Origin of the sequence: Burkholderia sp. Ap-955 (assembly GCF_011753045.1) — a bacterium.
GTDB classification, from domain to species: domain Bacteria; phylum Pseudomonadota; class Gammaproteobacteria; order Burkholderiales; family Burkholderiaceae; genus Burkholderia; species Burkholderia lata_D.
Map to the genome: position 1 here is coordinate 91,720 of NZ_VWWH01000016.1, position 24,899 is coordinate 116,618.

A 24,899-nucleotide genomic window follows, 5' to 3' on the forward strand; every position below is an offset into this window, starting at 1 on the left:
TAACTCGACCGAGCCTCCTCCAACTGCGTTCGTCTTAAGTGCCATGCCTGCGATGACATGAGCCACATATTGGCCAGATTGCCGTTAACCTCTGCCGATCGCCAGCAACGCGGTGCGGCGTGGGGCCGGCACCGAGAAAGTCTTGGCTGTCGACTGAAAAATCCGGCGCAGGCCTCTTTCCGAGAACCCAGCGGGTCGCTGCGGTTGGGACGCTATCGACCGCCGTGAATCGCCGCCTCGAGCGCCGCAGTGTCCTCATAGAAGTGGTACAGCACCAGCTTGCCTTCCCGTACGCGGCAAATCAGGGCCCAGTCGCTGGCGAATGCTTGCCCGGTGGCCCGGCCGCGGTGACGCAGTGCGCCATACATCGCCACATGCTCGCCGTCGGAGAAGCGGGCATCGACGTCGAATTGCCCGGGCTCCAGAAGTTCGTCGAAGCGATGAAACAGTTCCGCCGCGCCGGCTGGGCCGACAAACACACCATAGAGCGCCGTCGCGTCATCGCGCTGCGGCCGGCTGGCGATCAGGCGGCAATCTTCGTCGACCAACGCGAGGGCATCCGCCCGGCGTCCGGAGAACAGGTGGTCGAGAAACGTCTGGACGGTTTCGATCGGTGTCATCGGCATTCCTGGTTGCCAACGGGCATGGGCCCGGGGAGGGCTGTCACGTCTGCCCGCGCCGGGGCGGTAGCTGCCCTCGCGCGGAACCGGTTCATTGACAGGATTTAGTTAGCATACTACTCTTTAGCAAGTTACGAAGCTCCGTGGAGGAGACATCATGTTTGATCTGAAAGACATGCCGAATTCGGACACGCTGTCCGAGTTCGCACTGAAGTACAAGAATCCGGACGTCGCGGGTTTGCAGTCGTGGCTGTACATGGCACGAACCTGTAGCGACATGATGGCGGCGTTCGAGGCGAACCTGTCCCGGCACGGGCTGTCGCAGACGAAGTTCTTCGTGCTGCTGCTGCTCAAGCGCCACCCGGATGGCCTGGGTGTCGGTCGGCTGGCCGAAGGCACCGGCGTGTCGTCGCCCACGATGACCGGGATCGTCGACCGGCTCGAACAGGCGGGTTTGTGCCAGCGCGTCGCCGACGCCGACGACCGCCGCGCATGGGTGATCCGCTTGTTGCCCGGCGGCGACCAACTGCTGGGGGATGCGCTCCCGGATCACTATCGCTGGGTTGCCGAACTGATGAGCCATTTCGGCGAAGACGAGCGCGTGCAGCTGGGCGCACTGATGCTGAAATTGAACCGTGCGCTTGACGGCATGGACACCGCCAGGAAAGGTGTGTTTCTCAAGTGAATATTTAGCTTGCTATATATTCGGAACCTTCCTAAGATAGGGTCAATGCAGCACGGTGTGTCGGGTGGGAGCCGGGTCGAACGGAGCAGGCCGCAACGCTGGCCGGATCCCGAAAAGCCCCGCACCACGGGCATGACAGAAGTGTCAGGCCGCGCGGCACATGAAGGTTGAGTTGACGTAGGAACCTTGCGTGTCCATCTGGGCGCGCGAACATATGCAAGCCGGCATGCCGGCTTTTTCTTGGTGGATATAAATAGCATGCTACATAGTAATGTGCTATTAAATTGGCTCTGAATAAGTGACCCCGGTAACGAAGCCGCTGTTCGCAAGGAAAAGGACCCCGTGATGAAACATCCGTATGCCGTCATTGCGTTGCTCTCGGTCAGCGGCCTGGCCGTGGTTTCGCAGCTTTACCTGCCATTGCCGCTACTCGGGCTGATCGGCCAGCGCTTCGGGCTGGGTGCCGCCGGCGCCGGCGCCGCGATGGGCGCGTTCAGCTTCGCTTATGCATGCGGCTTTCTCGTCTTCGGGCCGCTGTCGGACCGGATCGGCCGCAAGCCAGTGATGGTCGCGGGGCTGCTGTTGCTGGCGGTCATCACGCTGCTGCTCGGCGGCGCGAGCACCCCGGGCGAGCTGATCGCGGGCCGTGCGCTGCAGGGGCTGGCCACCGCTTCGTTTCCGCCGGCCGCGCTGGCCTATCTCGCGGAAGCGTTGCCGGCCCGCGCCCGTTTGTGGGGACTCGCATCGCTGAGCACCGCCTTCCTGCTCGCCGGCCTGATCGGCCAGATCTATGGTGGACTGGTCGGCCGTGCATACGGGCTGGGCTGGGCGTTCGCACTGCCGTGCCCGCTGTACCTGGCGGCCGCCGTGCTGCTGGCCCGCCAGCCAGCCGAGACCCGGGCCGCGACGCGTGGCGGCCCGTCGATCGCCGGCAACTTCGTCACCGTGCTGCGCCATCGCGAACTGCGCAGCGTGTACGGCCCCGCGCTGCTGCTGCTGATGTGCTTCGTCGCGTTCTACATCGGCCTCGATCGCTACCTGGGCGTGCAACTGCGCGAGGCCGGCCTCGATCCGCTGACGACGCGTGCCATCGCAATGCCCGGTTTCCTGATGCCGCTCGCGGTGCCGGTCCTGATGCCGCGCCTCGGCGCCCAGCGGATGGTAACGCTTGGTCTCGTCGTCGCACTGGCCGGCCTGTTGTGCTCCGCACTGGCCCACGGCGTGGTGTCCGCGTTGATCGCCAGCGTGATCTTCGTCGCCGGGATCGGCATCGGCGTGCCGAGCCTGATCGCCCGCACCAATCTGCTCGCCGCGGCCGAGTGGCGCGGCCAGGCGGTGGCTGTCTACAGCTTCGTGCTGTTCAGCGGCGCGAGCTTCGGCCCCTGGCTCGCGAGTGTCGCGTCGCCTCTGAGCGCCCCCGCTTTCTTTGTCTGTCTTGCAGTCCTGATGGCGTGTGCCATCTCGCTGAGCCTGCCCTCGAGCCGGCCGGCACCGGTAGTCGTATCCAGCAACCACTGACCTAATCGATTTACTTCGGAGAACGATCATGCAAAGCATGCTGTATCACGCCCTGCCTGCCGATGTCTGCGATCGGCTCGATCCGCCCGCCTCCTATACCCGCTTCGCGGATGCGCAGATGGTGCGCGTCGACGGCGTCGCCGCGTGGCGCGTCCGTTACGAGCGCAACGACGGCCTGAACGTCGGCATCGGCGGCGAGCACTACAGCCTCGTCGTGACCGAGCAAGGGCGCCTGCTCGGCACCACCTGGTTCAACCAGACGCTGGTGGCAGGCGAGCTGCCGGACGAGGACGACGCGTACCGGATCGCGCTCGAGTATCTCGGGCAGCACGCCCCCGACCTGCTCCCCGGCCTGTCGTTGCAATGGATCCAGCCTCACGACGAGTCGTTCGTGATCGGCAACGCGCACGGCGGCAAGCGTGCCTGCACGCTCACCGGCATGAAAGTGAAGTGCCGCAACCGTACCGACGGCCGCTACTTCTGGGTGATCGTCGGCGCAGGCGGACAGGTCATTACGTTCGAGCGCGATGTCGTCTGGGATACGCCGCGCGCGCGACGGCAGACGGAGAAATGGCTGCACGACGAGTGGCTTGCCACCCGCCGCGCCGCCTGATGCATCGATAACGAGAGACGTGCCCCCAATACGAACCTGAGAGAAAACAAACATGCAACTGCATCTGATTGTCGCCGACGAGTTCCGCCACTTCGCCAGCAAGCCGGGCGTGATGCCGTACAGCGTGCTGCTCGAGCATCTGCGCCATGGTCGCCTCGACGCGCTGCGCGGCGCCACGCTCGTGGCCGGACAAGGTCTCGGCGAGATGGAGATCGATCACGCGTACTGCCTGGGCATGAGCCTGGGCCTGCTTCCCGAATTCGAATGCTGGCGCACGTGGCACAACCAGGGTCGCGCCGACTACTCGCTGTCGCACAAGCACCGCAGCGAGAACGTGCTGATCTCGCGGCCGCGTCGCCTCGCCGACGACCGCTTCGAAGCGGACCTGCTGATCAATGCGCGCAATGAACTGATGCTCGACCACCTCACCGGCATGCACGTGCAGGGCATGGTGCTGACCGAGGCCTGCAGGCAGATGTTCATCGCGACGACGGAGGCGCATTGCCTGTCCGCCGATGCGCCGCCGAAGCGCTACTTCGTGATCAACGAAATGAATATGCGCTTCCTCGAATTCGCGTTCCCGCTGCCGGCGACGATTCGCTACCAGCTGCTCGAGCGCCGCCAGCCGCGCGCGAACCGCGTGCAGATCACGGCCGACATGGCGGTGTGGCAGAACGGCCGCGAAGTTGCGGGCATGGCGGTCAAGTTCGGCGTGTTCGACGGTGCGCAACTCGCGCCGCGCGAGACGCAGCTCGCGGATGCGGCGCTCGCGCAGTGCCTCGACGACACCGTCGCGCATTTCGCGTCGCTGGGGCGGGTCGTCGCACTGCCGGCTCCGCTGGAGGCGTCGCAGCCCGTGGCCGCGATGGCCTGAGCGCCTTTCTCCGAGACCAGCCGGGTCGCGGCATCGCGATCCGGCCAACGGAACCAGCCATGGACAATATTCGTTTTGCCTTCTTCGACGTCGATGAAACGCTCATCAACCTGAAAAGCATGTTCAGTTTTCGGGCGTTCTATTTCCGCCAGCGGTTCGGCGCGCTCGGCGGCCGTGTCGCCGATCGCGTCGCGCATCGCCGGCTGCTCGCGAGCGGCCGTGACCGGGCCCAGGTGAACCGGGCGTTCTACCGCGCGTTCCGCGGGCACTCGCAGGCCGCGTTCGCCGAATGCGCGCGGCGATGGTTCGCCGAGGTATCGGCGCAGCCGTCGCTGTACATCACGCCAGTGCTCGACGCATTGCAACGACATCGTGCGGACGGTGTCGAGCCCGTGTTCGTGTCGGGCTCGTCGATCGAAATCCTGCAGCCGCTCGCCGATGCGCTCGAGGTCCGCCACGTGCTAGCCAACCGGCTCGAGGTGTCGCGCGGCCGCTTCACCGGCGAGCTGCTGGCGCCGCAAACGATCGGCGACGGCAAGCGCGCGGCGGTCGACGCGTTTCTGGCACGGCACCGCGCGAACGCGATGCGCTGCTACGGCTACGGCGATCACCTGTCCGATTTGCCGCTGCTCGAAGCGGTCGGCCTGCCGACCGTCGTCGAGCGCGACCCGGCGCTCGTCGAGATCGCGCAGGCGCGCGGCTGGCCGGTCGTGAATCCCGCATGCACCTTCTGAGGAGTTCGATCATGTCGATTCGCATTGCTGCACTCAGCCGCACGCTGCTGCTGGCCGGACTCGCGACCTGGCTTACGATCGCGGTATTCAACAACATCACCGATTCCGGCACCAACCGGGTGCTGCTCGGACACATGCTGTCGATGGACCTGCTGCGGGCCGATCCGCAGCTCGGCGCCGGCCTCGTATGGCGGGCATGGCCGCTGACGTGCGTCACCGTGCTGCTCGACGCGGTGATCGCCGCGCAACTGACGGTTGCCGGTGCCCTGTGGAGCGCGGCCGTGCTGTTTGCCTTCGCGACCTGGCGCGCCGACACGCAGCGGTTCGTCCGCGCACGCGGACGTGCAATCGTCGCGCTGTCCGGCTTCCTGGTGCTGTGGATCTGGTTCGCGTGCGGTGGCCTGTGGTTCGGCTACTGGATCAAGCAGGGTGCCGTGCAATCGGTGCACATGACGCTGATCCTGATCGCGATGTCCGCGTTGCTCTACGTGCAGGGCCTGCCGTTCGCCGATTCGGCGAACGCAGCCTGAGGAGGCCGCCATGAACACCACCGTTTCCGTGCCGTGCAGCTTCCGGCCGTATAGCACCGACAACTATCGCGTCGAAGACAGCCTCGGACACCTGATCGTCGTCGCACATGGCCTGCTGCTGCGCCATATCGACCAGCGGATGGAGCCGTTCGACATCACGTCCGCGCAGTGGAAGGTGCTGATCCGCGTGCTCGTCGGCGACGTGCGCAGCTCGTCGGCCCTGTGTCGCGAGCTCGGCTGCGACACCGGTGCGATGACGCGCATGCTCGACCGCCTCGAGGAAAAGGGCTTCGTGCGCCGCGAGCGCAGCCACGAGGACCGGCGGCTCGTGCTCGTCACGCCGACCGAGTCGAGTCGCGTGATGCAGCGGCCGCTGGTGTCCGCGGCGGTAAACGCGCTCAACGACGCGTTGTCCGACTTCTCGGTCACGGAGTTCGCGCTGCTCAAGCGCCTGCTCGGCCGGCTGATCGCCAACCTCAATCCGTGATTTTTTTTGCGCCGATTGCTGCCATGTCAGTCGACGACATGGCAGCCATAAGGAGATGACCATGAAACGGTCTTGCTTGATTCTCGCCCTGATCGCCAGCCTGCAATTGGCGGGATGTGCCAGCGACGGCGGACTGACGTCGCACGGCCGCATGCTGGATCCCGCCGCGCTCAAGCTGGGGCACGCGGCCGATGCTGCCGCGGCCGCCAATGCCAAGGGGAATGCCAACGCCGCTGACTGGCCCGCGCCGAACTGGTGGCGCAGCTTCCGCGACCCGCAGCTCGACGACCTGATCGCACGTGCGTATGCCGGTTCGCCGACGCTCGAACAGGCGCGCGCACGCATCGGCCGGGCGAGCGCGATGCTGTCCGCGCAACGTGCGGTCGGCGGCGCGTATCTGGGTGCGGACGGCGCAGTCGAACGGCAGCGCTTCAGCAACAACGGGCTGTACCCGGCGCCGCTTGCGGGCAGCGTGCACACGTCCGCGGACCTTGCGCTGAACTTCCGCTACGAGTTCGATTTCTGGGGGCTCAACCGGAATCGGGTGAAGGCGCAGTTGTCGCGCGTCGCGGCCGAGCACCTCGAAGCGCGTGCGATCGAGCTCACGCTCGCGAGTGCGGTGTGCCAGAGCTACGTCGACCTCGCCCGCACCGAGCAGCAGCTCGTGCTGGCGCAGCGCAATGTCGCGTTGCGGGAGCGCGAGGTGGCGCTGCTGCGCGCGCGCATCGGCGAGGGGCTCGACACGACCGTCGCGCAGAAGGAGGCGTCGGCCGCGGTGCCGATGGCGCGTGCCGACGTCGAGGCGCTGCGCAACCAGGCCACGCTGCTGCGCCATCAGCTCGCGGTGCTGGCCGGCGAAGATCCGGCCGCGAGCGAGCGGATCGCGGTGCCGACGCTGCGGCTCGACAGCGCGTTGGCCCTGCCGCCGCGGCTCGACGCCGACCTGGTTGCGCACCGGCCGGAAATTGCCGCGCAGCGCATGCGTGTCGAAGCCGCGAGCCGCGATGTCGATGCGGCACATGCGGAGTTCTATCCGAACATCGATCTCGTCGCGTCAGGCGGCCTTGACGCACTCGACGCGAGCAACCTGTTCCAGGCGGGCAGCAAGATCTTCGGCTTTGGCGTCGCGGTGCATTTGCCGATCTTCGATGCGGGCCGGCTGCGCGCCGGTCTTGCGATCAGCAACGCCGACTACGACGCGGAAGTCGCGCTGTACAACAAGCTCGTGCTGGACGCGTTCCGCGACGTCGCCGACCAGGTCTCGACCTGGCGCTCGCTGGATGCCCGGCAGGCCGAGCATGCGCTCGCGCTGCGCGAGCTTCAAGACACCGTCAAGGTCGCGAGCGCGCGGCATCGCGAGGGGCTGACCAATCGTCTCGTGGTGCTGACCGTCGAGGATCGGCTGCTCGCGCAGCAGCGCGCGGACGTCGATCTCGACGCACGCCGCCTGCAGACGGCGATCCAGCTCTACCGCGCACTTGGCGGCGGCATCGATCTGTCCGCCCCGACGAACAGCGCTTCCTGAACCTCGCGCCTTCATCCGCATCCAGAAAAAACGGAGTACTCAAATGAGCACGCAAACCAGAGTTGAAGTGGCACCGGTCGCAGACGAACAACAACCGCGCCGCAAGCGCATGGTGCTGGCCTTTTCGGCGGCACTCGCCGTCGCAGCGCTCGGCTACGGCGCGTACTGGCTGACAGTTGCGCGTTTCGTCGAAAGCACCGACGACGCGTATGTCGGCGGCAACGTGATCCAGCTGGCGCCGCAGACGCCGGGCACCGTGGTGTCGATCCGCGCGGACGACACGAATTTCGTCAAGGCCGGCTCGGTGATGGTGCAGCTTGACCAGACCGACGCGCGCCTCGCGGTCGAGCAGGCGACCGCGCAGCTCGCGCAGGTGATCCGCCGCACTCGGACGTTGTACCAAAGCCAGTCGGCGCAGGCCGCCAACGTCGCCGGCCGCGAGGCGGACCTCGCGAAGGCCCGCGCCGACCTCGCGCACCGCCGTGCGCTGGCCGGCAGCGGCGCGGTATCGGACGAGGAAATCCGTCACGCGCAGGACAGCGTGAATCTCGCGAGCGCATCGCTCGATGCGGCGCGCGAGCAATGGTCGAGCAGCCGCACGCTGGCCGGTGCGAGCCCGCTCGACGAGCACCCGGAAGTCGCGCAGGCCGTCGCGCGCGTGAAGGAGGCGCAGCTTGCGCTCGAGCGCACGTCGGTCGTCGCGCCGGAGAGTGGTTTCGTCGCACGCCGCAGCGTGCAGGTCGGGCAGCGGGTGGCGGTCGGCACGTCGCTGCTGTCGGTGGTGCCGCTCGACCAGCTCTGGGTCGACGCGAACTTCAAGGAAAGCCAGTTGCGCCACATGCGCATCGGCCAGTCCGTGACGCTGACGACCGACCTCTTCGGCAAGGGCGTCGTGTACCACGGCAAGGTGGCGGGGCTCGGCGCGGGCACGGGCAGCGCGTTCTCGCTGCTGCCGCCGCAGAACGCAACCGGCAACTGGATCAAGGTCGTGCAGCGGCTGCCGGTGCGCGTCACGCTCGATCCGGCGGAGGTGCGCGCGCATCCGCTGCGGGTCGGGTTGTCGGTGGTGGCCGACGTGGACATCAAGGACCGCAGCGGCGTGCAACTGGCCACGACCGAGCCGGATCGGCCGGTCGTGCAGACCGCGGTCTATGACGCACAGGCGCAGGCCGTCGATACGGCGGTGGAGCGTCTCGTGGCCGCCGACACGCGTAACTGAACACTGGGAGACCGTCATGACAACCCCGAATGCGGCGCCGCTGCCGCCGCTTGCCGGTGCGAAACTGGTGCTCGCGTCGATTGCGCTCGCGCTTGCGACGTTCATGAACGTGCTCGACATCACGATCGCGAACGTGTCGATTCCGTCGATCGCCGGCGATATCGGCGTGAGCGCGAGCCAGGGGACGTGGGTCATCACGTCGTTCGCGGTCGCGAACGCGATCGCCGTGCCGCTGACGGGCTGGCTCACGCAGCGCTACGGGCAGGTGCGCCTGTTCGTCGCGGCGGTGTTGCTGTTCGTCGTCGCGTCGCTGCTCTGCGGGCTCGCCACGAACCTCGGCACGCTGATCCTGTTCCGGATCCTGCAGGGCGCGGCAGCGGGCCCGATGATTCCGCTGTCGCAGGCGCTGCTGCTGCAGAGCTATCCGAAGCAGAAGTCGGGTACCGCGCTGTCGATGTGGGCGATGACGACGATGATCGCGCCGGTGCTGGGTCCGATCCTCGGCGGCTGGATTTCCGACAACATCTCGTGGCCGTGGATCTTCTACATCAACATCCCGACCGGGATGTTCGCCGCGTGGCTGACCTGGGTGCTGCTGCGCGACCGCGAATCGCCGCGCGTGAAGAAGCCGATCGATCGCATGGGGCTCGGGCTGCTCGTGATCTGGGTCGGCTGCCTTCAGGTGATGCTCGACAAGGGGCGCGAGCTCGACTGGTTCAGCTCGGAGCTCATCGTCGCGCTGGCCGTGATCGCCTTCGTCGCGTTCGTGCTGTTCGTGATCTGGGAGACGACGCAGTCGCATCCGGTCGTCGACCTGTCGCTGTTCGCGAGTCGCAATTTCGCGATCGGCACGACGGCGATTTCGCTCGGCTACGGCGTGTTCTTCGCGAACCTCGTCCTGCTGCCGTTGTGGCTGCAGCAGTTCGCCGGCTACACGGCCACGTGGGCGGGCGTCGTCAGCGCCCCGGTCGGGCTGCTCGCGCTGCTGCTGTCGCCGATGGTCGGCAAGAACGTGGGGCGGGTCGACGTGCGCTGGCTGGCCAGCCTCTCGTTCTTCGTGTTCGCGGTGGTCTGCCTGATGCGCTCGCGCTTCAACATGCAGGCCGACATGTGGACGATCATGGCGCCGCAGTTCGTGCAGGGCGCGGCGATGGCGACGTTCTTCGTTCCGCTGACGGCGCTCGCGCTGTCGGGGCTGCCGCAGTCGCGGTTGCCTGCTGCATCCGGGTTGTACAACTTCGTGCGGATCACGGCGGGGGCGTTCGGCGCGTCGGCGGTCGGGACTCTGTGGGAGTCGCGTGCGGATGTGCACCACGTGCGGCTTGCCGAAATGGTCACGTCCGATTCAACGATGACGCGCGCGGCGCTCGACAATCTCGCGCACCTCGGCTATTCGCTGGCGCAGTCGTATCAGTTCCTGGAACAACAGATCAATACGCAGGCGTACATGCTGGCGGCCAATGAGCTGTTCTGGGGATCTGCGGTGCTGTTTCTGCTGCTGATCGGGGTGGTGTGGCTGGCGCGTCCGGTGCGGGCGCAGGGGAGTGTGGATGCGGGGGGAGCGCATTGAGCTGACCTCGACGAACAGGGTCACCTATAGACGCGACGGATACACGAACATCAATAGCAGGAGGACTTATGAAGTATTGTCTTGATGTGGCCCTTGAGGCATTGCGGCGTCCAGGGGTTCGGCTTGCGGTCAGCTTTGCCGGATTGATGATTGCGATGAAAATCGTCGCTTACGGCTGGGGAGCCAGGCTCACTGGTGCAGCTCTGTTCGGCTTCGTCTTGTGGGGGTTGTATTCGGAATGGCGGCGATTCCTGCCAGCATTTCGCCGGATGATGGTGAGACGAACGATGCGCATCATGAAAGCGCTACGGCCGCTGCGCCAGCTTCCCCCTGACGTTCCGGTCATCTACGGCGCTGTCATGATGTACATGATCATCCGCGTGATCCTGGTCGCACTGCAATTGACCCCACCGAGGCACTCCGCATCCGAATTGTTCTTCATCGGCTTGGCGATATCGATCGGCGCGCTTCGACATGCACATTTGATCGTCGCTAGGATCGCGAAGTGGTCTTGGGGAAAGGTTCTTGGAAAGGCGCTCTATGCGGTCTCGACGGCGGTATGTGTGGCGGTGGGTGCCGCACAGGCGATACGTATGACGCGACTCCTGACGCACGCGGATGCCAAATATTTCCCGAGTTTTCTTGGACTTTTGTCGTCGTGGTACGTCATTCTGAATTTTGTACGTTGCGCCGCCATTTTTCTTGCTGTGTGTGGGCTCGTACTTTTATTGATCAATCTGCCGTCACTCTTTCTGCGTTCCATGCGAGGTTGGTTTGCGCACATCCCGCAGGACAGGGCGAACAGGATATTCTTTTGGTGGCGAAGGGTGCGCCTCGGCCGCAGCGGCGATCCAGCCATTATGCAAGGACGCTATTTGCGCGACGTCGTCGAGCTGTTCACGCCGATAGCATTAATGGTTGTCGCCGCGGCGATCATTTCTGCCCCCGAGTCAATCGCAAAAGCACAAGCTACGGAAGCAATTCTCAACCAGGCATTGTTTGCGATGGAGTACACCGCAGATGGTGGTTGTCCCGCGATTCAAGGGAATCTGCCAACCGTTCACCTCGATCGAGACTTCGTGTCGACGGGAGTTTTGGTGGGCAATCGGCTGGTTACCACGCGGCAGGAATGTCATGCCTCGCAGAATGCCAAATAATAGGTCGTGTATGGATAACGAGGCCACATCGCCGCCGCTCAACAGCGGCGACGTGGCACGGGAGCGCCTCGGAGATCTCGACGTACTAGTCACCGACGCATATGGTGGTGCTACCGAGTAGTGCACAACCGCATTCCGTACGATGGCCGTGAAGTGCGACACGTTCGCCGCCGATCGTCAATGTCGGATGAGCATCAACGATCTTGTTGACGCCGTGGGGTCGCCCGTCTGGGTATTTTTCCGGGCAATCCACCAGGTCGTGCAAACGGGCAATTGCCTTGCCGTTGATCGTGTGGGTGTCCGAGCCTGTAATGACACGGCCGCCATGTGAAGTTGTATCGCCGACCACGATAATTTGCAATGCCATCTCGATGCCCTTCGCAAAAATTACCGTGACTTAGTCATTCTCGGGATTCGGATACGATGGGTAGCTATCTGTCACTTTCCCCTTGATGTATTCTATTCTCGAAGAATAAACTCTTTGCAGGCAATCGGTCGTCGAACATTTGTTTCTGACCGTTGAGATCCACTTGATTTGATCCAATTTGACGGGGTCCTGATAGGAAATTTCCTTCGAATACTTTCTTTGCATCAGGACAAAACCATAGCTCACGTCGGCATCCATCTTCTTAAGATTTGGGTCACCACAAATCAGGTGCTCCACGGTAGTTTTGGCCAACGCGCAATCAAACCCTTTGCTCACGTCTCGAAAGTGACTGCGTTCGATCTTGAACAGATACAGGAACGATCCGTCAAGCAATGCAAGTTCGTCGTTCGATGCATATATCTTCGAGAATCGCAGGACAGTGCAGCTTGATGAAGTGGCATCGTCAAGCAGATATATTTGAGTCCAGTCGTTTGCGTTGGTGTGGAATTTGTCCTCGAGAAATCTATTCAGCTTCTGAGGAGTGCCAAGGGGGGCTGAATCGAACGAGAATGGCATCTTCTTCTTTACCGGTACGCCACATTCGTTCGGAGTCGATCCATCGTAGTTCAGGTAAAACGAACCATTCTTGAGCGTCAGGACGGAGGAGTATGCAGGATTTGCCGGTAATTCCAGATTCGGTTGAGATGATCCGATGCTGTATACCCTGGCTGCACCAACCAGGCGATAAGAATCTTCGGCGAAAGCCGATGTGCAGAAATTAAGTGCCAACAGTAGCGTCAGCATCAACTTGATTGTCTTGTTTGTCATCAAAAATCCTCTCGTTGCTCAATGACTTGCGTCATAGGTGCCATTGCAGAACATGTCATGTTCGCGCTTCCTACGCTTTGGAATGTCCATGTCCAGAAACTCTACCGGGGCACCCGCGTAGTCGCAACTATTGACTTTCTGGCAAAGCTTCGGGGCGACGGTCCCTATGTGGCCGACGTTGAATGCCAGTGAAACCAGTGCGTCAAATTCGTGTTGATACAAGGGAACCTTGATAGCGCTGGTCACATATCCTTCGTGCGTGAGGATATCCTTCTGAAACAGGGCCTGTGCTTCTTCGACGGAGATCTTGCTCACGTCCGCCGTAAATCCCAGGCTGGCACAGCTCTTTCTGTCAATCAGGCTCCCCCAGCCCACCGTGCAAAAGCCGTTCTTATCGTTGTAGTAATAAGTGTTCTGCTTGGTTGAATCATATTTAACCGATTCCCAACATTTTATAAATTCCTTGCCACGATCTGATGTCTTGAGCTGCGCAATTGGGATTCGATCGCCAACCGGCTTGAGAGGTGGCGCATCCAGAAACGTGGCGTGATATCCCTCTTCGAGAATTGCCAGTGAGTCGATCAGATCTGAGCGCCGATGAAAAGGCCCGGGTAATGTCGATGAATTTATTGTCGAATGCGGATCAAATCCACCCTGGCCGGAATACATTTCGAAGTGAAGCATGGAAACATTCTGATTCCCGACAATGTGAAGAGGCGTATTGTTTGCATGAAGCAATACACCGCTTTTGGCCAGAACGTCCCCTTGGTTCACGATGCTCCCGACCTTTACTTGAATCGTCTCGGGGGCGACTTCGCCATAAAGTGCAATGAACTGACGTCCATCCGTCGTTGTATGGTGAACGCTGATCTGATTTGTCTTGCTATAAAACAGCTCGCATTTGATGACGACACCTGCGGCAATCGCGACAACCTCGGTATGTTTCTCGAGATACAGGTCTCGTGCCGCGTGCTTCCGGCCACCGGTATCCCGAATCGCACCGAAGCGAGGCGTCTGATGACCGGGAGAGCCCAGCGGTTTGTTCCAGATGTAATTGCAGTTCGGCGTTCCATAAATGGCACCCTCGTCATTCAGCGGCCGCACCTTGACCGGAAAGATGATGGGCGCGGCGCCCTTGCGGGGCGTCGTCGTCGGTGCACCTTTGTGGTTGTTGTCAGGATCGCTCTTCGGCGGCGTTCCTTTCGGATCAGGCTTTTTGGGTGCGGGGGCGTCGGACTTTCTCGACTGGACCGGCGGTACCTTGAGTATCTGCCCAACCTTGATCAAGTCGGACTTCAGGTTGTTGACATGTTTCAGGAGATCGACACTTGTGTGATATTTGTGGGCAATCACAGTCAGGTTGTCGTGTGCTTTCACTTTGTATGTCCCGCGCCAATAGTTGCCGCTTGCACCATCGTCGGTTTTGGTCGGCAAGTCATGTAGCGTTTTCGGACTGGTCAGGTGGAATTTGATCTGCGACAGGGTGGCGTTGAGCCGCGCAATTTCCTTCATGCCGTCACTGGTCCAGCGTTTCACATGGACAGAAAGCGCATCTCCCAGGCGCGCGGAAAACTCGACAGCGCCCTGGGCATTTGTCGATGCACTATGGTAAATATGCTCGGCCTTGCTCTCCAGGCCCTTTATCTCGACCTTGAGATTCTGGATCGGCTGACCGAAGTGGTCCTTGAAGTAGACGGTGACTGCGGAAAGCGCGTCGTTGCTATTGTTCGATTGCGTCATTGGAAATCTCTTCAGCAGGCTGTATGTCGGTCAGGCACTGTGATGGACGTAGTGATACGGATCCTCCGGCAATACGTCGCCGGAACTGTCGTGATGGTTGGCGTCGCCCTCGGTCTCAACCAGCCACGAACCCTGTGTGCCGACAAGAACCTGGATCGTCTCCGCCTGATCCGTCGAAAGGCGCGCCGTCCGCCCCTCCTGATCCAGCATGCCTTGGGTAAGGATTTCTCCACTAGCGCGTCGAGCCGTATACTCAACTTCTTCGAATGACCGCGGCCAGTAGATGTCATAGACGTCAAGCCGGTTGCTGAACGCCTTCGGCATGTCCATGCCCGGGATGAAGGCCGGCAACGACTTCGGCCCTGGCAGTGCATGGCTGGCGGCATGAGCGATCCAGTTCGCCGGCGTGCCCTGTTCGATACCCGCTCCGTTGATCCGGATGTAACTTCCCTTCGCCTGCAGCAGGATTTCCTCGGCCGCCGTTATCTCGATGCTCTTCTTTGCACTGATCAGTTTGAGTACCTGATCGGCGATCAATTCCAGGTTGTCGGATTGCGCCTGAATCTCGACCTTCCCCTTGGCGGCGAACAGCTTCATTCCTGCGCTTTTTGCGAACAGGCTGATTTTTTCTCTCACACTGGCCACCAGCGATTGACCGGCTGCCAGATGCACATTCTCACCGCTTACCACGTTCACATGCTGATCGGCAGCGATCTGCGTCGATTGCCGCGTTGACATTCCGATGCCGGCCGGGCTGGCCATCAACATGATCGGTGTCTTGAAGCTGTTTGCGTTCCCCATCCCGCCGCCGGCCGTGCGTCCGCCTGCTGCAGAGCCGGCTACGTTCGACTGCGTTGCGTCGGAAAATTCGCGGAGAGAGTCGTGGCCCGGCGCAAGCCCTTCCGCCTGATGCGAGATGCTCGCATCCGAAAGCGACTTGACGAGCGTCTGTGCGTTCGAGAGCTGGCCGGCTGCCTGGCGTACGTCTAGCGGTTGATCAACCGACGTGGAATAGCTGGACACGTACAGCCCCTGACCTGCCCGAATCGCGCCATAGGCATCCGACTTCAGATCAAAGCCGGTCCCCAGATACGAGCCGCGTGCGTTACTGCTCTGGTCGATCAGGTATCCCAGGTGCAGAAGACTGTTTGCCGTACTACTGTACAGTTTCAAACGATTCTGGCCCGTCGCATCATCCAGAACCATTTCGTTATAGCCGGATCCCGAATACTCCTTCGATCGATAGCCGGACAAAAGCCCATTGCTGTGCCATTGCGGTTGAACGTTGCCGTTATATACGCGGTGCAGGACGATGGGGCGATCACAGTCCCCGCCTATGTAGCCGATGAGGACTTCTTCGCCGACTCTCGGAACGTGAACGCTCCCGTATCCACCACCCGTATCCGACTGCGCGACACGTACCCAGCACGACGCGCTCGCATCTCCCGCATTTTGGCGGTCCCATACGAACATGACCTTGACGCGATTCAGTGCGTCCGTGTACACCTCTTCGCCCTGCGGCCCGACGACGATTGCCGTTTCCAACTCCATCGCCGGCTTCCGGTGCTCGAACGGGCTCCGATATGGGACCGTCACACGCTGCGCCTCGACTTCGACCCGATAAAAGCCGGCCGAGCCGTCCTCATGCATGACGGTTCCGCCGGCTTGCCCGAGCCTGGCCTGAGCCAGTTCGACTTGCAGGCTGTATGGAAAATTCGCTTCGTGATTCGAAAGCGGCAGGTTGTTCTCGATATACCGATGTACCTTGATCGCGGCGAATTCACGCTGCCCCGTGGAGTCACGATCGTGTTCCGGATGCCCGGTCAGCACGAAGCGGTAGCCGGCGTCGACCGCCCGTACACCGCCCACACCGAGGAACCGCTTTGCGCGCGATTCCCACTCCTCCAGATGCATCTTCGACAGGTGCTCGCCACGATTTCGGTCCGGATACGTATACGCGCCGGTGTATTCGTAGACTTCGGCCTGCTCCGGCAAATCACCTTGGCCCGACATTGTCGGCAACGTCGTGCCTTTGGGATTGACGAGCGACGACGGTGCCTTGTAGTCAAACGTGCGCGTTGTGTGAACGGTGCTCTGCAAGGTTCGCGATCCCGCCCACTGCGTAAAGGCATTCGTTTCACTCCCGGTGCCCGACCTCGAGAATCTGACCGAATGGGGCGACATTTCGTCGAGCGAGTAAATGTCGTCCGTTACGACCAGCCGGTGCGAGCGCCCGTCCTGACCCTGGCGCCAGAAACCGAACAGGCCTTCTTCTTCCATTAATCGATGGACAAAATTCCAGTCAGTTTCGCTCTGACGGCAGTACGAGCGCGAAGGCAGTGGCTTTCGCAACGCGAATTCGAACTGCCCCCGAGCCTGCGGATGTGCATTGAATACGTCGGTGATGACGGCGTCTACACTCGTGTCCTGCCAGTACCGCATGTCGCTACGGAACTTGAGGAAATGCATCCACGACGCGAAAGCCAGTTGGTAGCTCGACAGGCTGCCGTCGGCCCCGAGCCTGCGCGAGGTGTGGATGTATCCATTAATCGGCAAATAGGACCGATCCGCTTGCTGAATCCAGAGCGTCATCGGTTGGGCAATCAGCGTCTTGAGCTCGATGTCGCCTGCCGTGGATACCATGTCGAGCGTGACGCTGAAATCACGGCCGAGTTCGGAGCGGGTTACGGCCCGTCGCGGCACCAGTGCGTTTTCCGGCAACGCCGGGATGCTCGTCTTAAGCAGGCGGTTTTGCTGGATCAGACCGCCACGAATCGCCTGAGCCACTTCGGTCATGTTCATTCGTTATCCATCTTCTTGTTTTTGCAGGCCCGCAGCGGCCTGCGCTCTCACGGGAACGGCTGCCCCGATATGCCGCGCGCAATTCTAGCGGGATCGATGGGTCATGAGAATGTACGTTGATCGTTAAAACAACGACGCCTGACAAAATTTCAAACTGAATTGTGGAAAGTGCCGATTTCGCTGCGATCAGGATTTCAAAGTATTTAATTTTGCTTTCATATTTCTTTCGTAATTATTTTGAAGGATTTTGTTGTATTTCGAAGCGCGTAAGGGGAAATTCTACTGATCTTGACAGAAGGATCATCGCGGTGCTGATCCCGATTTGCGAGTGCTTTCTTGGCGTCTTCGAATTGCATGGATTGTCCGGCATGCTGGGTGTCATATTGCGTGCGTGCCTTTTCGATGTCGTCACGGAGGCGATCAGCTATTTGCTCCTGCAATCGTCGCCGGCGGCGTCACGCGATCGCGTGATGGGCACCTCATAAGTCACAGAGCGCAGCGGGCTCGGGTCAGGCTTGCTGGCGACAGCGTTCGCGTTTCTCTGACCGGCGACGCGATGTTCGCGATGATCGCGCCCGCTGGAGATGCATGTAATGACGGCAACATTCCCGAGGACGATTTTTCGGAGAATTTCCGTTCCCAAGGACATCTTTTCTGAGACGGGCAGCATGTGGTTGTCTCAAAAAAGATGTCCAAATCCTTGATTTGTCTAGGGGGGGGCAAAGACACCTTTTCTGAGAGCCCACATTGCTTGTGAAGTGTCGATCTGGTCGCGCGACGTCCCGCAACATCTCCGCGGCAACGTCGCGTTCGGCTCGGCTGGCCTGCACATTGACCACCAGACCGTGCAAGGATTCGTTATAACCGTCCTCGACTCGACTCGACTCGACTTGCTTTTCCTTGATCTCGGGAACGGCCTGCTAGTGATCGCCTTTTCTGATAGCCCGCAACTACCAGTCCATGAATAAAACCATTATTTGTTTACTTTGAAGAGTGTTTCATTATGCTTTCCGCACACTTCATTTATTTTCCGTTTGAGGATTCTTAACGAATCACAAAATATTGGCGCTGAATTTGGATTCGAATGTTTTGTTGACAGACGTTGGCAGGTTGACTAGATTAGTCTCATGAACGCACTTTTCGTTACGACTACCGCGACCACTACCACGACCGCCAACGGCGGGCCGGGGGGAGGTTGCACGTCGTAAGTCAGTGCCTCAAACCATCCCTAAGCCCCGCCGGAAACGGACGGGGCTTTTTTGTGCTCCGTCGACCGGTATCAAGTCAATGGAGAACACGATGGACGAATTCGATCACCGAGTGCTCGGCAACAAACTCGATCTGTTTCATCAGCAGGATGAAAGTCCGGGTGCCGTCTTCTGGCATCCGCGCGGCATGGTTATTTATCGGGTTGTCGAGGAATATATCCGAGTCCGGATGCGTCAGGCGGGCTTTTCTGAAGTGCGGACGCCTCAGATCGTCTCGCGCGATCTTTGGGAACAGAGCGGTCATTGGGAGAAATTCGGGCGAAACATGTTTTCACTCGAGAGTGATAACAATCCGTACTGTCTCAAACCGATGAGTTGTCCGTGCCATGTGCAGGTTTTCAAAAAAGGCAGTCGGTCGTACCGCGATCTCCCAATCCGATATTCCGAATTTGGGGCGGTCCACCGGGCCGAACCGTCCGGGGCGTTGCATGGCCTCATGCGTGCCCGTGCGTTCACGCAGGACGACGCTCACGTGCTTTGCATGCGGGATCAGGTCGAGGTTGAAGTTGCACGATTCTGTGTGTTGCTGAAGACGATCTACGCAGACTTCGGATTTGGCGCATTCGATGTGGCTTTGTCGACGAGGCCGGCGGTCCGCGCGGGTGACGATGCAGTCTGGGATCGCTCGGAAGCGATGCTGGCATCCGCTGCGCGCGCGGCAGGTCTCGATTTCGCGATCCAGGCAGGAGAAGGAGCTTTCTATGGTCCCAAGCTCGAATTTCATCTGCTCGACCGCCAAGGACGAAAGTGGCAGTGCGGGACGATCCAGCTCGATTTCGTATTGCCGGAACGGCTCGGTGCGTCATATGTCGCAGAGGACGGTGCGAAGGCAACGCCCGTCATGTTGCACCACGCGATCCTGGGAAGCCTCGAACGGTTCATCGGTATTCTTCTCGAACACTACGAGGGATGGTTGCCGACGTGGCTGGCACCGGACCAGATCGTCGTTGCGAACATTGGGAAAGATGACCGCGCATTTGCCGACAACGCGGCGTTCGCTTTCGAAGACATCGGCTGTCGGGTGCTGAGGGATTTCCGCGCCGAGCGCCTGCCGCGCAAGATCTTCGATGCAAGGGAACTGGCCGCGCCGATCGTCGCAATTGCAGGACGCAAGGAGGCGCTGGCCGGGGAGGTGTCGTTGCGAATGAGGGACGGGGAGCAGCACGTTCTGACGATCAACGATGCGCTTGCGTACCTCAAGAAGCATGCACGCGTCCCGTCAGCGACGCGGGTGTTCTGATCCGACGACGGGGCCTTTTCCTGCTATCGCAGGCGGATTGACGACACCTTGAGAATTCATCGAATCGATTTTCAAACATAACTTGATCAGTAACTCTAACAATTATGAGAGAAGCAATCGAACGCATCATTCTATGGGCCGAAGGATGTCGTGAGTCCGCATCGTGTCGGTGCGGTGAGCGGATGCTTGAGATGGTGTTCAAGATCGGCGGTTGCACTTGCATGGACGAACTGGGCCGGATGCTCGCGCTGTACTCGAAGTATTGCGGGAATCGTTCAATCATGCCATCAGCCTTCATGCGAGGACACCGAGGCCGACGAGGGGCTGTGGCCTTTTCGAATGCGGGGCGCGAGCGAGACCAGCAACCCGAGGCAACCCATGCACACGGCCAGCACCATGATCACCGTGTCCGGTCCGAAACGCGTCGAGAACGCGCCTACCGCGACGCCCGCGAGCGGCTGTGTCATGTTGTTGAGGAGGATGACGACTCCCGTCGTCTTGCCGTAGTCACGCGCAGGGATGATCTTCTGCCGCGTGCTCCGGATGTACACGTTGAACATCTTGTCGAATCCGACGATCAGAAGGAAGCCGAAAACGTACCCCGCAATTCCCGGGCTGGCTGCCGCGATAACGCCGCCGATACAGATCGAACCGAAGCCGACGAGGCCGAGGACGCGCCTCGGGACATGCAACCTCGCCGTCATCAGCAGAATCGCGATCGTCACGCACGCGCCAGCCGTTTGCAGTCCTGCGTAATAGCGTCCGCTTTCGTGGTGAAAGCCGGTGACCATCGCGGCGGATGTCGCGAGCGTGACGCCGATCACGAGGTTCTCCGCGGCAGCCAACATGATGACGGACTTGAGGCCCGGGAGATGGATGACGTGAGACAAGGCCGTCTTGATCGGCGTGAACCAGGTGCCGTGCGTGCCTTCCGGCATCACGAATTCGAACGCGCTGGCCTTTTGCCAATAGGCAAGCGCGACGTCGGCTGTGACAAACAGCACGGCCGCGGCCACCACGACGAATTCCCAGCGCCACCACGACAGCAGGATCGCCGCGAGCATGGGGCCGAGCACCAGACCAAGCTGGTCGGCCAATTGCGAATACGACAATACTTTTTCGAAGCGATGGTTGCTGAATATCTGCGGCAGCATCACTTCGCGCGCAACGATGCCCTGACTCGTCAGCATGCCGCACAACGCGGACAGCGCGATCAGCCATCCGATGCCGCCGACGAGGTCGTAGGCGGCGACGCCCGCGATGCATACCGCCGCGCGGAGAACCTGACTGACGCGTATCAGTTTCGTAGGCGAATACCGGTCGCAAAGCGCGCCTAGAAACGGGAAGCACAGGTATCTCGGCAGTGTTTCGAGCGAAAACGCGATGCCCGACCAGGACACGCGTCCTGTCATCTGAAAGATGACCAGCGGCACGAGAAACAACAGAATCTGGTCGGCGAGGCGGGCAAGGAAAAGCGAATGGAAAAAGGCTTGATGCTGGGCGCGCACGAACAGTCACCTTTCTTTTGCACGGAGCACGCGATGCATGCGCGCTCCTGCGGACGTTGCTGGGAGGTCCGGTACTCCGGGGCCTCCCGGAATGAGCGTATCGAGCCTCAGTAAGCGGACGCTTCTGCAGACCCCAGGTTGTCTCAGCGGAAGCGAAACCACGAAAAAGCAAGCCAGTGCCCGTAACAGAATGGCCGGCTAAATCATGTAGTTTTTCAACATTAACCGCTGACGGCGCGGCTGGTCAAGGGCGGGATGCCGGGAATTTACGGTGATTCTGTATATCTGCCTTGGAGGTGTTAAGCGGAGATCTGGATAGGCGCAATGTAGTTTATCTACATTTTTGTGAGTTGCCTGGGTGGCCAACATAGTCCGTCGCGGTGTTCCCTGGTAGCGATACTGCCTTGCGATCGCGACGCAGCGAACAAGCAGAGCTCTCCCGTTCCCGGTCCCGCCGAGGAAGTCAGCACTATCGAGACTATGGATCAACCGTTGCCGAGGGAGTACATCGGGATGAAGTCGATCAAGCTGGGCGCGGACAAGCGATCCGGCGTGCTCAGGGAATTGTTGAGATTGTGTGGCGTAGTTTTTTGGCTACTGTCAAGGCATGTGCATAAGAAAATCGCGGCAAAGACGCCGTATGAGTATTCATGGCGGCAAGCAACAAAATCATTTAATAACAGTGCCTTGCGTATTTGTATGAGTTTTCCGTTGCGAAAAGAGAAATACACAATTTCTATTTAGTCGTGGGTCTCGTTACTTTCACCGCTCTTACACTCGCGATTCCCAAACGGGCATCCATCCGGGCATGACCAACGGAACAAGGTCCTCCGGGCGGTTGCAGACCGTTTATGAACAAGGTCGCGAGACCTGCCTCTTTTTAGAAGGGAGCACCACGAATGAACAAGACCCTGATCGTTGCAGCCGCTGCGGCAGCGTTCGCTACCGTCGCTCACGCGCAAAGCAGCGTGACGCTGTACGGCGTGCTGGACGCAGGCATCACCTACCAAAGCAACGTCCAGACCGCATCGGGCGAAGGCAAGTCGCGCTTTTCGATGGGTTCGGGCATTGACCAGAGCCGTTTCGGCCTGCGCGGCTCGGAAGACCTCGGTGGCGGCCTGAAGGCAATCTTCACGTTGGAAAGCGGCTTCAACATCGGTAACGGCAAGTTCGCGAACGGCAACGGCGGCATGTTCAACCGCCAGGCATTCGTCGGCCTGTCGAGCCAGTACGGCACGGTCACGCTGGGTAAGCAGTACGACGCAACGCAAGACTACCTGGCACCGCTGACGGCAACGGGCTCGTGGGGCGGCACGTACTTCGCGCACCCGCTGAACAATGACCGCCTGAGCACGAACGGCGACGTCGCGCTGAACAACACGATCAAGTTCACGAGCGCAAACTACGCCGGCCTGCAATTCGGTGGCACGTACTCGTTCTCGAACAGCACGAACTTTGCCAACAACCGTGCATACAGCGCCGGCCTGTCGTACCAGTACGAAGGCCTGAAGCTGGGCGCAGCGTACTCGCAAGCGAACAACGCGGGCCTGTCCACGTCGGGCGCGGTGAACCCGACTGTCGATACGAACGGCAACGCATTCGGCATTCAGGGCCGCACGCGTACGTATGGTATTGCCGCAGCCTATGCATTCGGTCCGGCTCAAGTCGGCGCGGCATGGACGCAATCGCGTCTCGACAACCAGACGAACGGCCTGGGTACGCTGCGCGCGGACAACTACGAAGTCAACGCGAAGTACAACCTGACGCCGGCTCTCGGCTTGGGCGCTGCCTATACGTACACGAACGCGAAGCAGAACGGCAACAGCACGCACTGGAATCAGTTCGGCGTGCAAGCTGATTACTTCCTGTCGAAGCGTACGGACGTCTACGCTCAGGCGGTGTACCAGCGTGGTACGAAGGGCGCCGGTTTGGGCGCATCGATCTACAACGGCGACATCAACGCGTTCCCGAGCTCGAAGGTCAGCCAAACCGCCGCAACGGTCGGCCTGCGTCACCGCTTCTAAGCGTGACGGCTGGCTAGTCGGTTCCGAAAAAGCGCCTTCGGGCGCTTTTTTTTGATGTCTGAATTCGAGTCTGGAAAATCATCAGTATTGCGAAACGATTGAGAATTGTCGATTTCGATTTTGGCGGGAATGTGACGGCGAAGTGAGGGAGCATGCTTGAGAGGTTGCGACAGTGCGTTGCCCAATATGGTTGGCAATGTTTGGCGAGCGAGTGGAGGGGTGTCAATTCACGCCATCAGTTCGCTTGCGCTCGTGGGCACGTTTTTGAGCGCGTGGCATTGACCTTGCTCTATCGAAATGGCGGTGCACCGGTATGCATATCCTGTCAGCAGGAAGATATTCGTGATAGATGGTTGGCGAAATTGGCAGAGCGAGGAGGGACGCTGCTGAGTGGTCCATTCGTTGGATTATTTGCGCGTTACCAAATTCGTTGCGCAGCGGGACACGAGTGGAGCGTGGAGGGAAGGAAGATCAGTGAGGGGCGTTGGTGTCCGAGCTGCGCGCATAGTGACGCGACGCGACGAAGCTGTTGTTCGGATGGTTTGGCCCGGCTTCAGGCTAAAGCACAAGAGAGAGACGGGAAATGTCTTTCGGCCAACTATACGATCGAAAGTCGTCTATATCGATTCGAATGTGCAAAGGGGCATCGTTGGGAAGCCAGGGCAAACGATATTTTCCGGGGAACCTGGTGTGGTCGTTGCGCAAAGCTAACCTCCTCCGGGCTGGTTGATCCCAATGGATTGGCACGTCTGCAGGCGGCCGCCCGCGAAAAGGGAGGCGTTTGTTTGGCAGATGCTTATGTGGGCTCAGCCGAAAAATACCCTTTTCGTTGCGCGGCGGGACACGAATGGATGGCGATAGCGAGTCAGATTTGGCTCGGACACTGGTGTCGGCAATGTGCCGGCCTCAAATTGCGTCAGACAATTGATGACATGCGGGCGCTTGCGACCGCTCGTGGTGGACTGTGTTTATCGAAAGAGTATCAGGGGCGGCGGACCAAATTGACTTGGCAATGCCATCGCGGCCACGTCTGGGAGTCTCGGCCGATTAATATAAGTGCGGGAACATGGTGCCCGCAATGTGCGATTACTAACCGCACTCGCCGTAGAGACAATTGAGCGCGCGACCGGCTCAAAGCCTCGGGATGTGCATATCCCGTTTGGAAGTAGTACAGATCCCGCACCGCCAACGGTTACCGCGAAGTTCGGCCGCGTCGACCGGATGGTTCCCTTGCACAATGATCATCTCCCCGTGCAAGACACGACATGAATGGTGATGCTGTCAGAGCGACCTCGGCGGGCGCGCCGACAGCGAAATTGCACCGTGCGATGTGACGGGCGGAACGTGCAGTTCATTTCATCGCATGCGCGTTCGCCAGGCGTCAACGAACGGCTCAGTCAGCGTTTCAGTCGTAGTACGCGTCGTCGTATCGATGTTTGTTGCGACGCATCCTGCGCATGTTGTCGCGGTCCCGTGCATCGTCGCGCTCCCGCGCGTTGCGGCCGAGGTTGCCCCCCAGCGCCGCGCCGCCGCCACCGCCGAGCGCCGCACCGAGGAGCCCGCCGTTGCGGCCGCCCATCGCATGGCCGG

At 60.7% G+C, this 24,899-nt stretch carries 20 protein-coding genes and 1 pseudogene; 14 read left to right on the top strand and 7 right to left on the bottom strand.

All coding sequences use genetic code 11. The features are described from left to right. Positions 1-212: 212 nt before the first annotated feature. A complete protein-coding gene (locus tag F3J15_RS12335) occupies positions 213-620 on the bottom strand; it encodes a nuclear transport factor 2 family protein (protein ID WP_166891244.1) in 408 nt (135 codons plus the stop codon). A 157-nt stretch (positions 621-777) separates the two neighbouring features. On the opposite strand from F3J15_RS12335, the gene F3J15_RS12340 reads away from it, so the two are divergent. From F3J15_RS12340 to F3J15_RS12390, 11 genes are all read left to right on the top strand, one after another. Continuing rightward, entirely contained in the window at positions 778-1,305 is a 528-nt protein-coding gene (locus F3J15_RS12340) for a MarR family transcriptional regulator (RefSeq protein WP_166891245.1), read from the top strand. A gap of 345 nt (positions 1,306-1,650) precedes the next feature. After that, the gene (locus tag F3J15_RS12345; RefSeq protein WP_166891278.1) at positions 1,651-2,823 is read left to right on the top strand and encodes an MFS transporter; all 1,173 of its coding nucleotides are present in this window, start codon (positions 1,651-1,653) and stop codon (positions 2,821-2,823) included. 28 nt (positions 2,824-2,851) lie between these two features. After that, the gene (locus tag F3J15_RS12350) at positions 2,852-3,436 is read left to right on the top strand and encodes a hypothetical protein (RefSeq protein ID WP_205190786.1); all 585 of its coding nucleotides are present in this window, start codon (positions 2,852-2,854) and stop codon (positions 3,434-3,436) included. Positions 3,437-3,488: 52 nt separating this feature from the next. Continuing rightward, positions 3,489-4,310, top strand: coding sequence for an AfsA-related hotdog domain-containing protein (locus tag F3J15_RS12355; protein WP_166891281.1), 822 nt, complete (start codon positions 3,489-3,491; stop codon positions 4,308-4,310). Between the two features lie 59 nt (positions 4,311-4,369). Continuing rightward, on the top strand, positions 4,370-5,044 hold the full coding sequence (locus tag F3J15_RS12360; protein WP_166891284.1) for an HAD-IB family hydrolase: 675 nt from the start codon (positions 4,370-4,372) through the stop codon (positions 5,042-5,044). Between the two features lie 11 nt (positions 5,045-5,055). Then, positions 5,056-5,574: a DUF2165 family protein gene (locus F3J15_RS12365; RefSeq protein ID WP_166891287.1), complete on the top strand. Its 519-nt coding sequence runs from the start codon at positions 5,056-5,058 to the stop codon at positions 5,572-5,574. A 10-nt stretch (positions 5,575-5,584) separates the two neighbouring features. After that, positions 5,585-6,061 carry a MarR family transcriptional regulator gene (locus tag F3J15_RS12370; RefSeq protein WP_166891290.1) on the top strand — a complete coding sequence of 159 codons (477 nt, stop codon included), beginning with the start codon at positions 5,585-5,587 and terminating at the stop codon, positions 6,059-6,061. Positions 6,062-6,122: 61 nt separating this feature from the next. Beyond that, positions 6,123-7,586 carry an efflux transporter outer membrane subunit gene (locus F3J15_RS12375; RefSeq protein ID WP_166891293.1) on the top strand — a complete coding sequence of 488 codons (1,464 nt, stop codon included), beginning with the start codon at positions 6,123-6,125 and terminating at the stop codon, positions 7,584-7,586. 43 nt (positions 7,587-7,629) lie between these two features. Further along, positions 7,630-8,805: an HlyD family efflux transporter periplasmic adaptor subunit gene (locus F3J15_RS12380; protein WP_166891296.1), complete on the top strand. Its 1,176-nt coding sequence runs from the start codon at positions 7,630-7,632 to the stop codon at positions 8,803-8,805. Positions 8,806-8,821: 16 nt separating this feature from the next. Beyond that, positions 8,822-10,375 (top strand): DHA2 family efflux MFS transporter permease subunit, encoded by a 1,554-nt coding sequence (locus F3J15_RS12385; RefSeq protein WP_166891299.1) that lies wholly within the window; start codon positions 8,822-8,824, stop codon positions 10,373-10,375. A gap of 68 nt (positions 10,376-10,443) precedes the next feature. Next, positions 10,444-11,532: a hypothetical protein gene (locus tag F3J15_RS12390; RefSeq protein WP_166891302.1), complete on the top strand. Its 1,089-nt coding sequence runs from the start codon at positions 10,444-10,446 to the stop codon at positions 11,530-11,532. Positions 11,533-11,617: 85 nt separating this feature from the next. Here F3J15_RS12390 and F3J15_RS12395 read toward each other — a convergent pair whose 3' ends face one another. From F3J15_RS12395 to F3J15_RS12410, 4 genes are read right to left on the bottom strand one after another with little or no spacing between them, the layout of a single operon-like run. Then, positions 11,618-11,899 (bottom strand): PAAR domain-containing protein, encoded by a 282-nt coding sequence (locus tag F3J15_RS12395; protein WP_166891305.1) that lies wholly within the window; start codon positions 11,897-11,899, stop codon positions 11,618-11,620. A gap of 30 nt (positions 11,900-11,929) precedes the next feature. After that, entirely contained in the window at positions 11,930-12,727 is a 798-nt protein-coding gene (locus F3J15_RS12400; protein ID WP_166891307.1) for a hypothetical protein, read from the bottom strand. 18 nt (positions 12,728-12,745) lie between these two features. Continuing rightward, the gene (locus F3J15_RS12405; protein ID WP_166891309.1) at positions 12,746-14,467 is read right to left on the bottom strand and encodes a LysM peptidoglycan-binding domain-containing protein; all 1,722 of its coding nucleotides are present in this window, start codon (positions 14,465-14,467) and stop codon (positions 12,746-12,748) included. Positions 14,468-14,497: 30 nt separating this feature from the next. Then, the gene (locus F3J15_RS12410; protein ID WP_166891311.1) at positions 14,498-17,269 is read right to left on the bottom strand and encodes a type VI secretion system Vgr family protein; all 2,772 of its coding nucleotides are present in this window, start codon (positions 17,267-17,269) and stop codon (positions 14,498-14,500) included. A gap of 308 nt (positions 17,270-17,577) precedes the next feature. Here F3J15_RS12410 and F3J15_RS12415 point away from each other — a divergent pair, with 308 nt between their 5' ends. Continuing rightward, the gene (locus F3J15_RS12415) at positions 17,578-17,754 is read left to right on the top strand and encodes a hypothetical protein (RefSeq protein ID WP_166891313.1); all 177 of its coding nucleotides are present in this window, start codon (positions 17,578-17,580) and stop codon (positions 17,752-17,754) included. 814 nt (positions 17,755-18,568) lie between these two features. Then, positions 18,569-19,777 (top strand): threonine--tRNA ligase, encoded by a 1,209-nt coding sequence (gene thrS / locus F3J15_RS12420; RefSeq protein ID WP_166891315.1) that lies wholly within the window; start codon positions 18,569-18,571, stop codon positions 19,775-19,777. A gap of 287 nt (positions 19,778-20,064) precedes the next feature. On the opposite strand, the gene F3J15_RS12425 is transcribed toward thrS, so the two are convergent. Then, positions 20,065-21,285: an MFS transporter gene (locus F3J15_RS12425; protein WP_166891317.1), complete on the bottom strand. Its 1,221-nt coding sequence runs from the start codon at positions 21,283-21,285 to the stop codon at positions 20,065-20,067. Between the two features lie 899 nt (positions 21,286-22,184). On the opposite strand from F3J15_RS12425, the gene F3J15_RS12430 reads away from it, so the two are divergent. Continuing rightward, positions 22,185-23,309, top strand: coding sequence for a porin (locus F3J15_RS12430; protein ID WP_166891320.1), 1,125 nt, complete (start codon positions 22,185-22,187; stop codon positions 23,307-23,309). Between the two features lie 1,405 nt (positions 23,310-24,714). Here F3J15_RS12430 and F3J15_RS12435 read toward each other — a convergent pair. Then, positions 24,715-24,899, bottom strand: a pseudogene (locus F3J15_RS12435) (hypothetical protein); the annotation flags it as partial.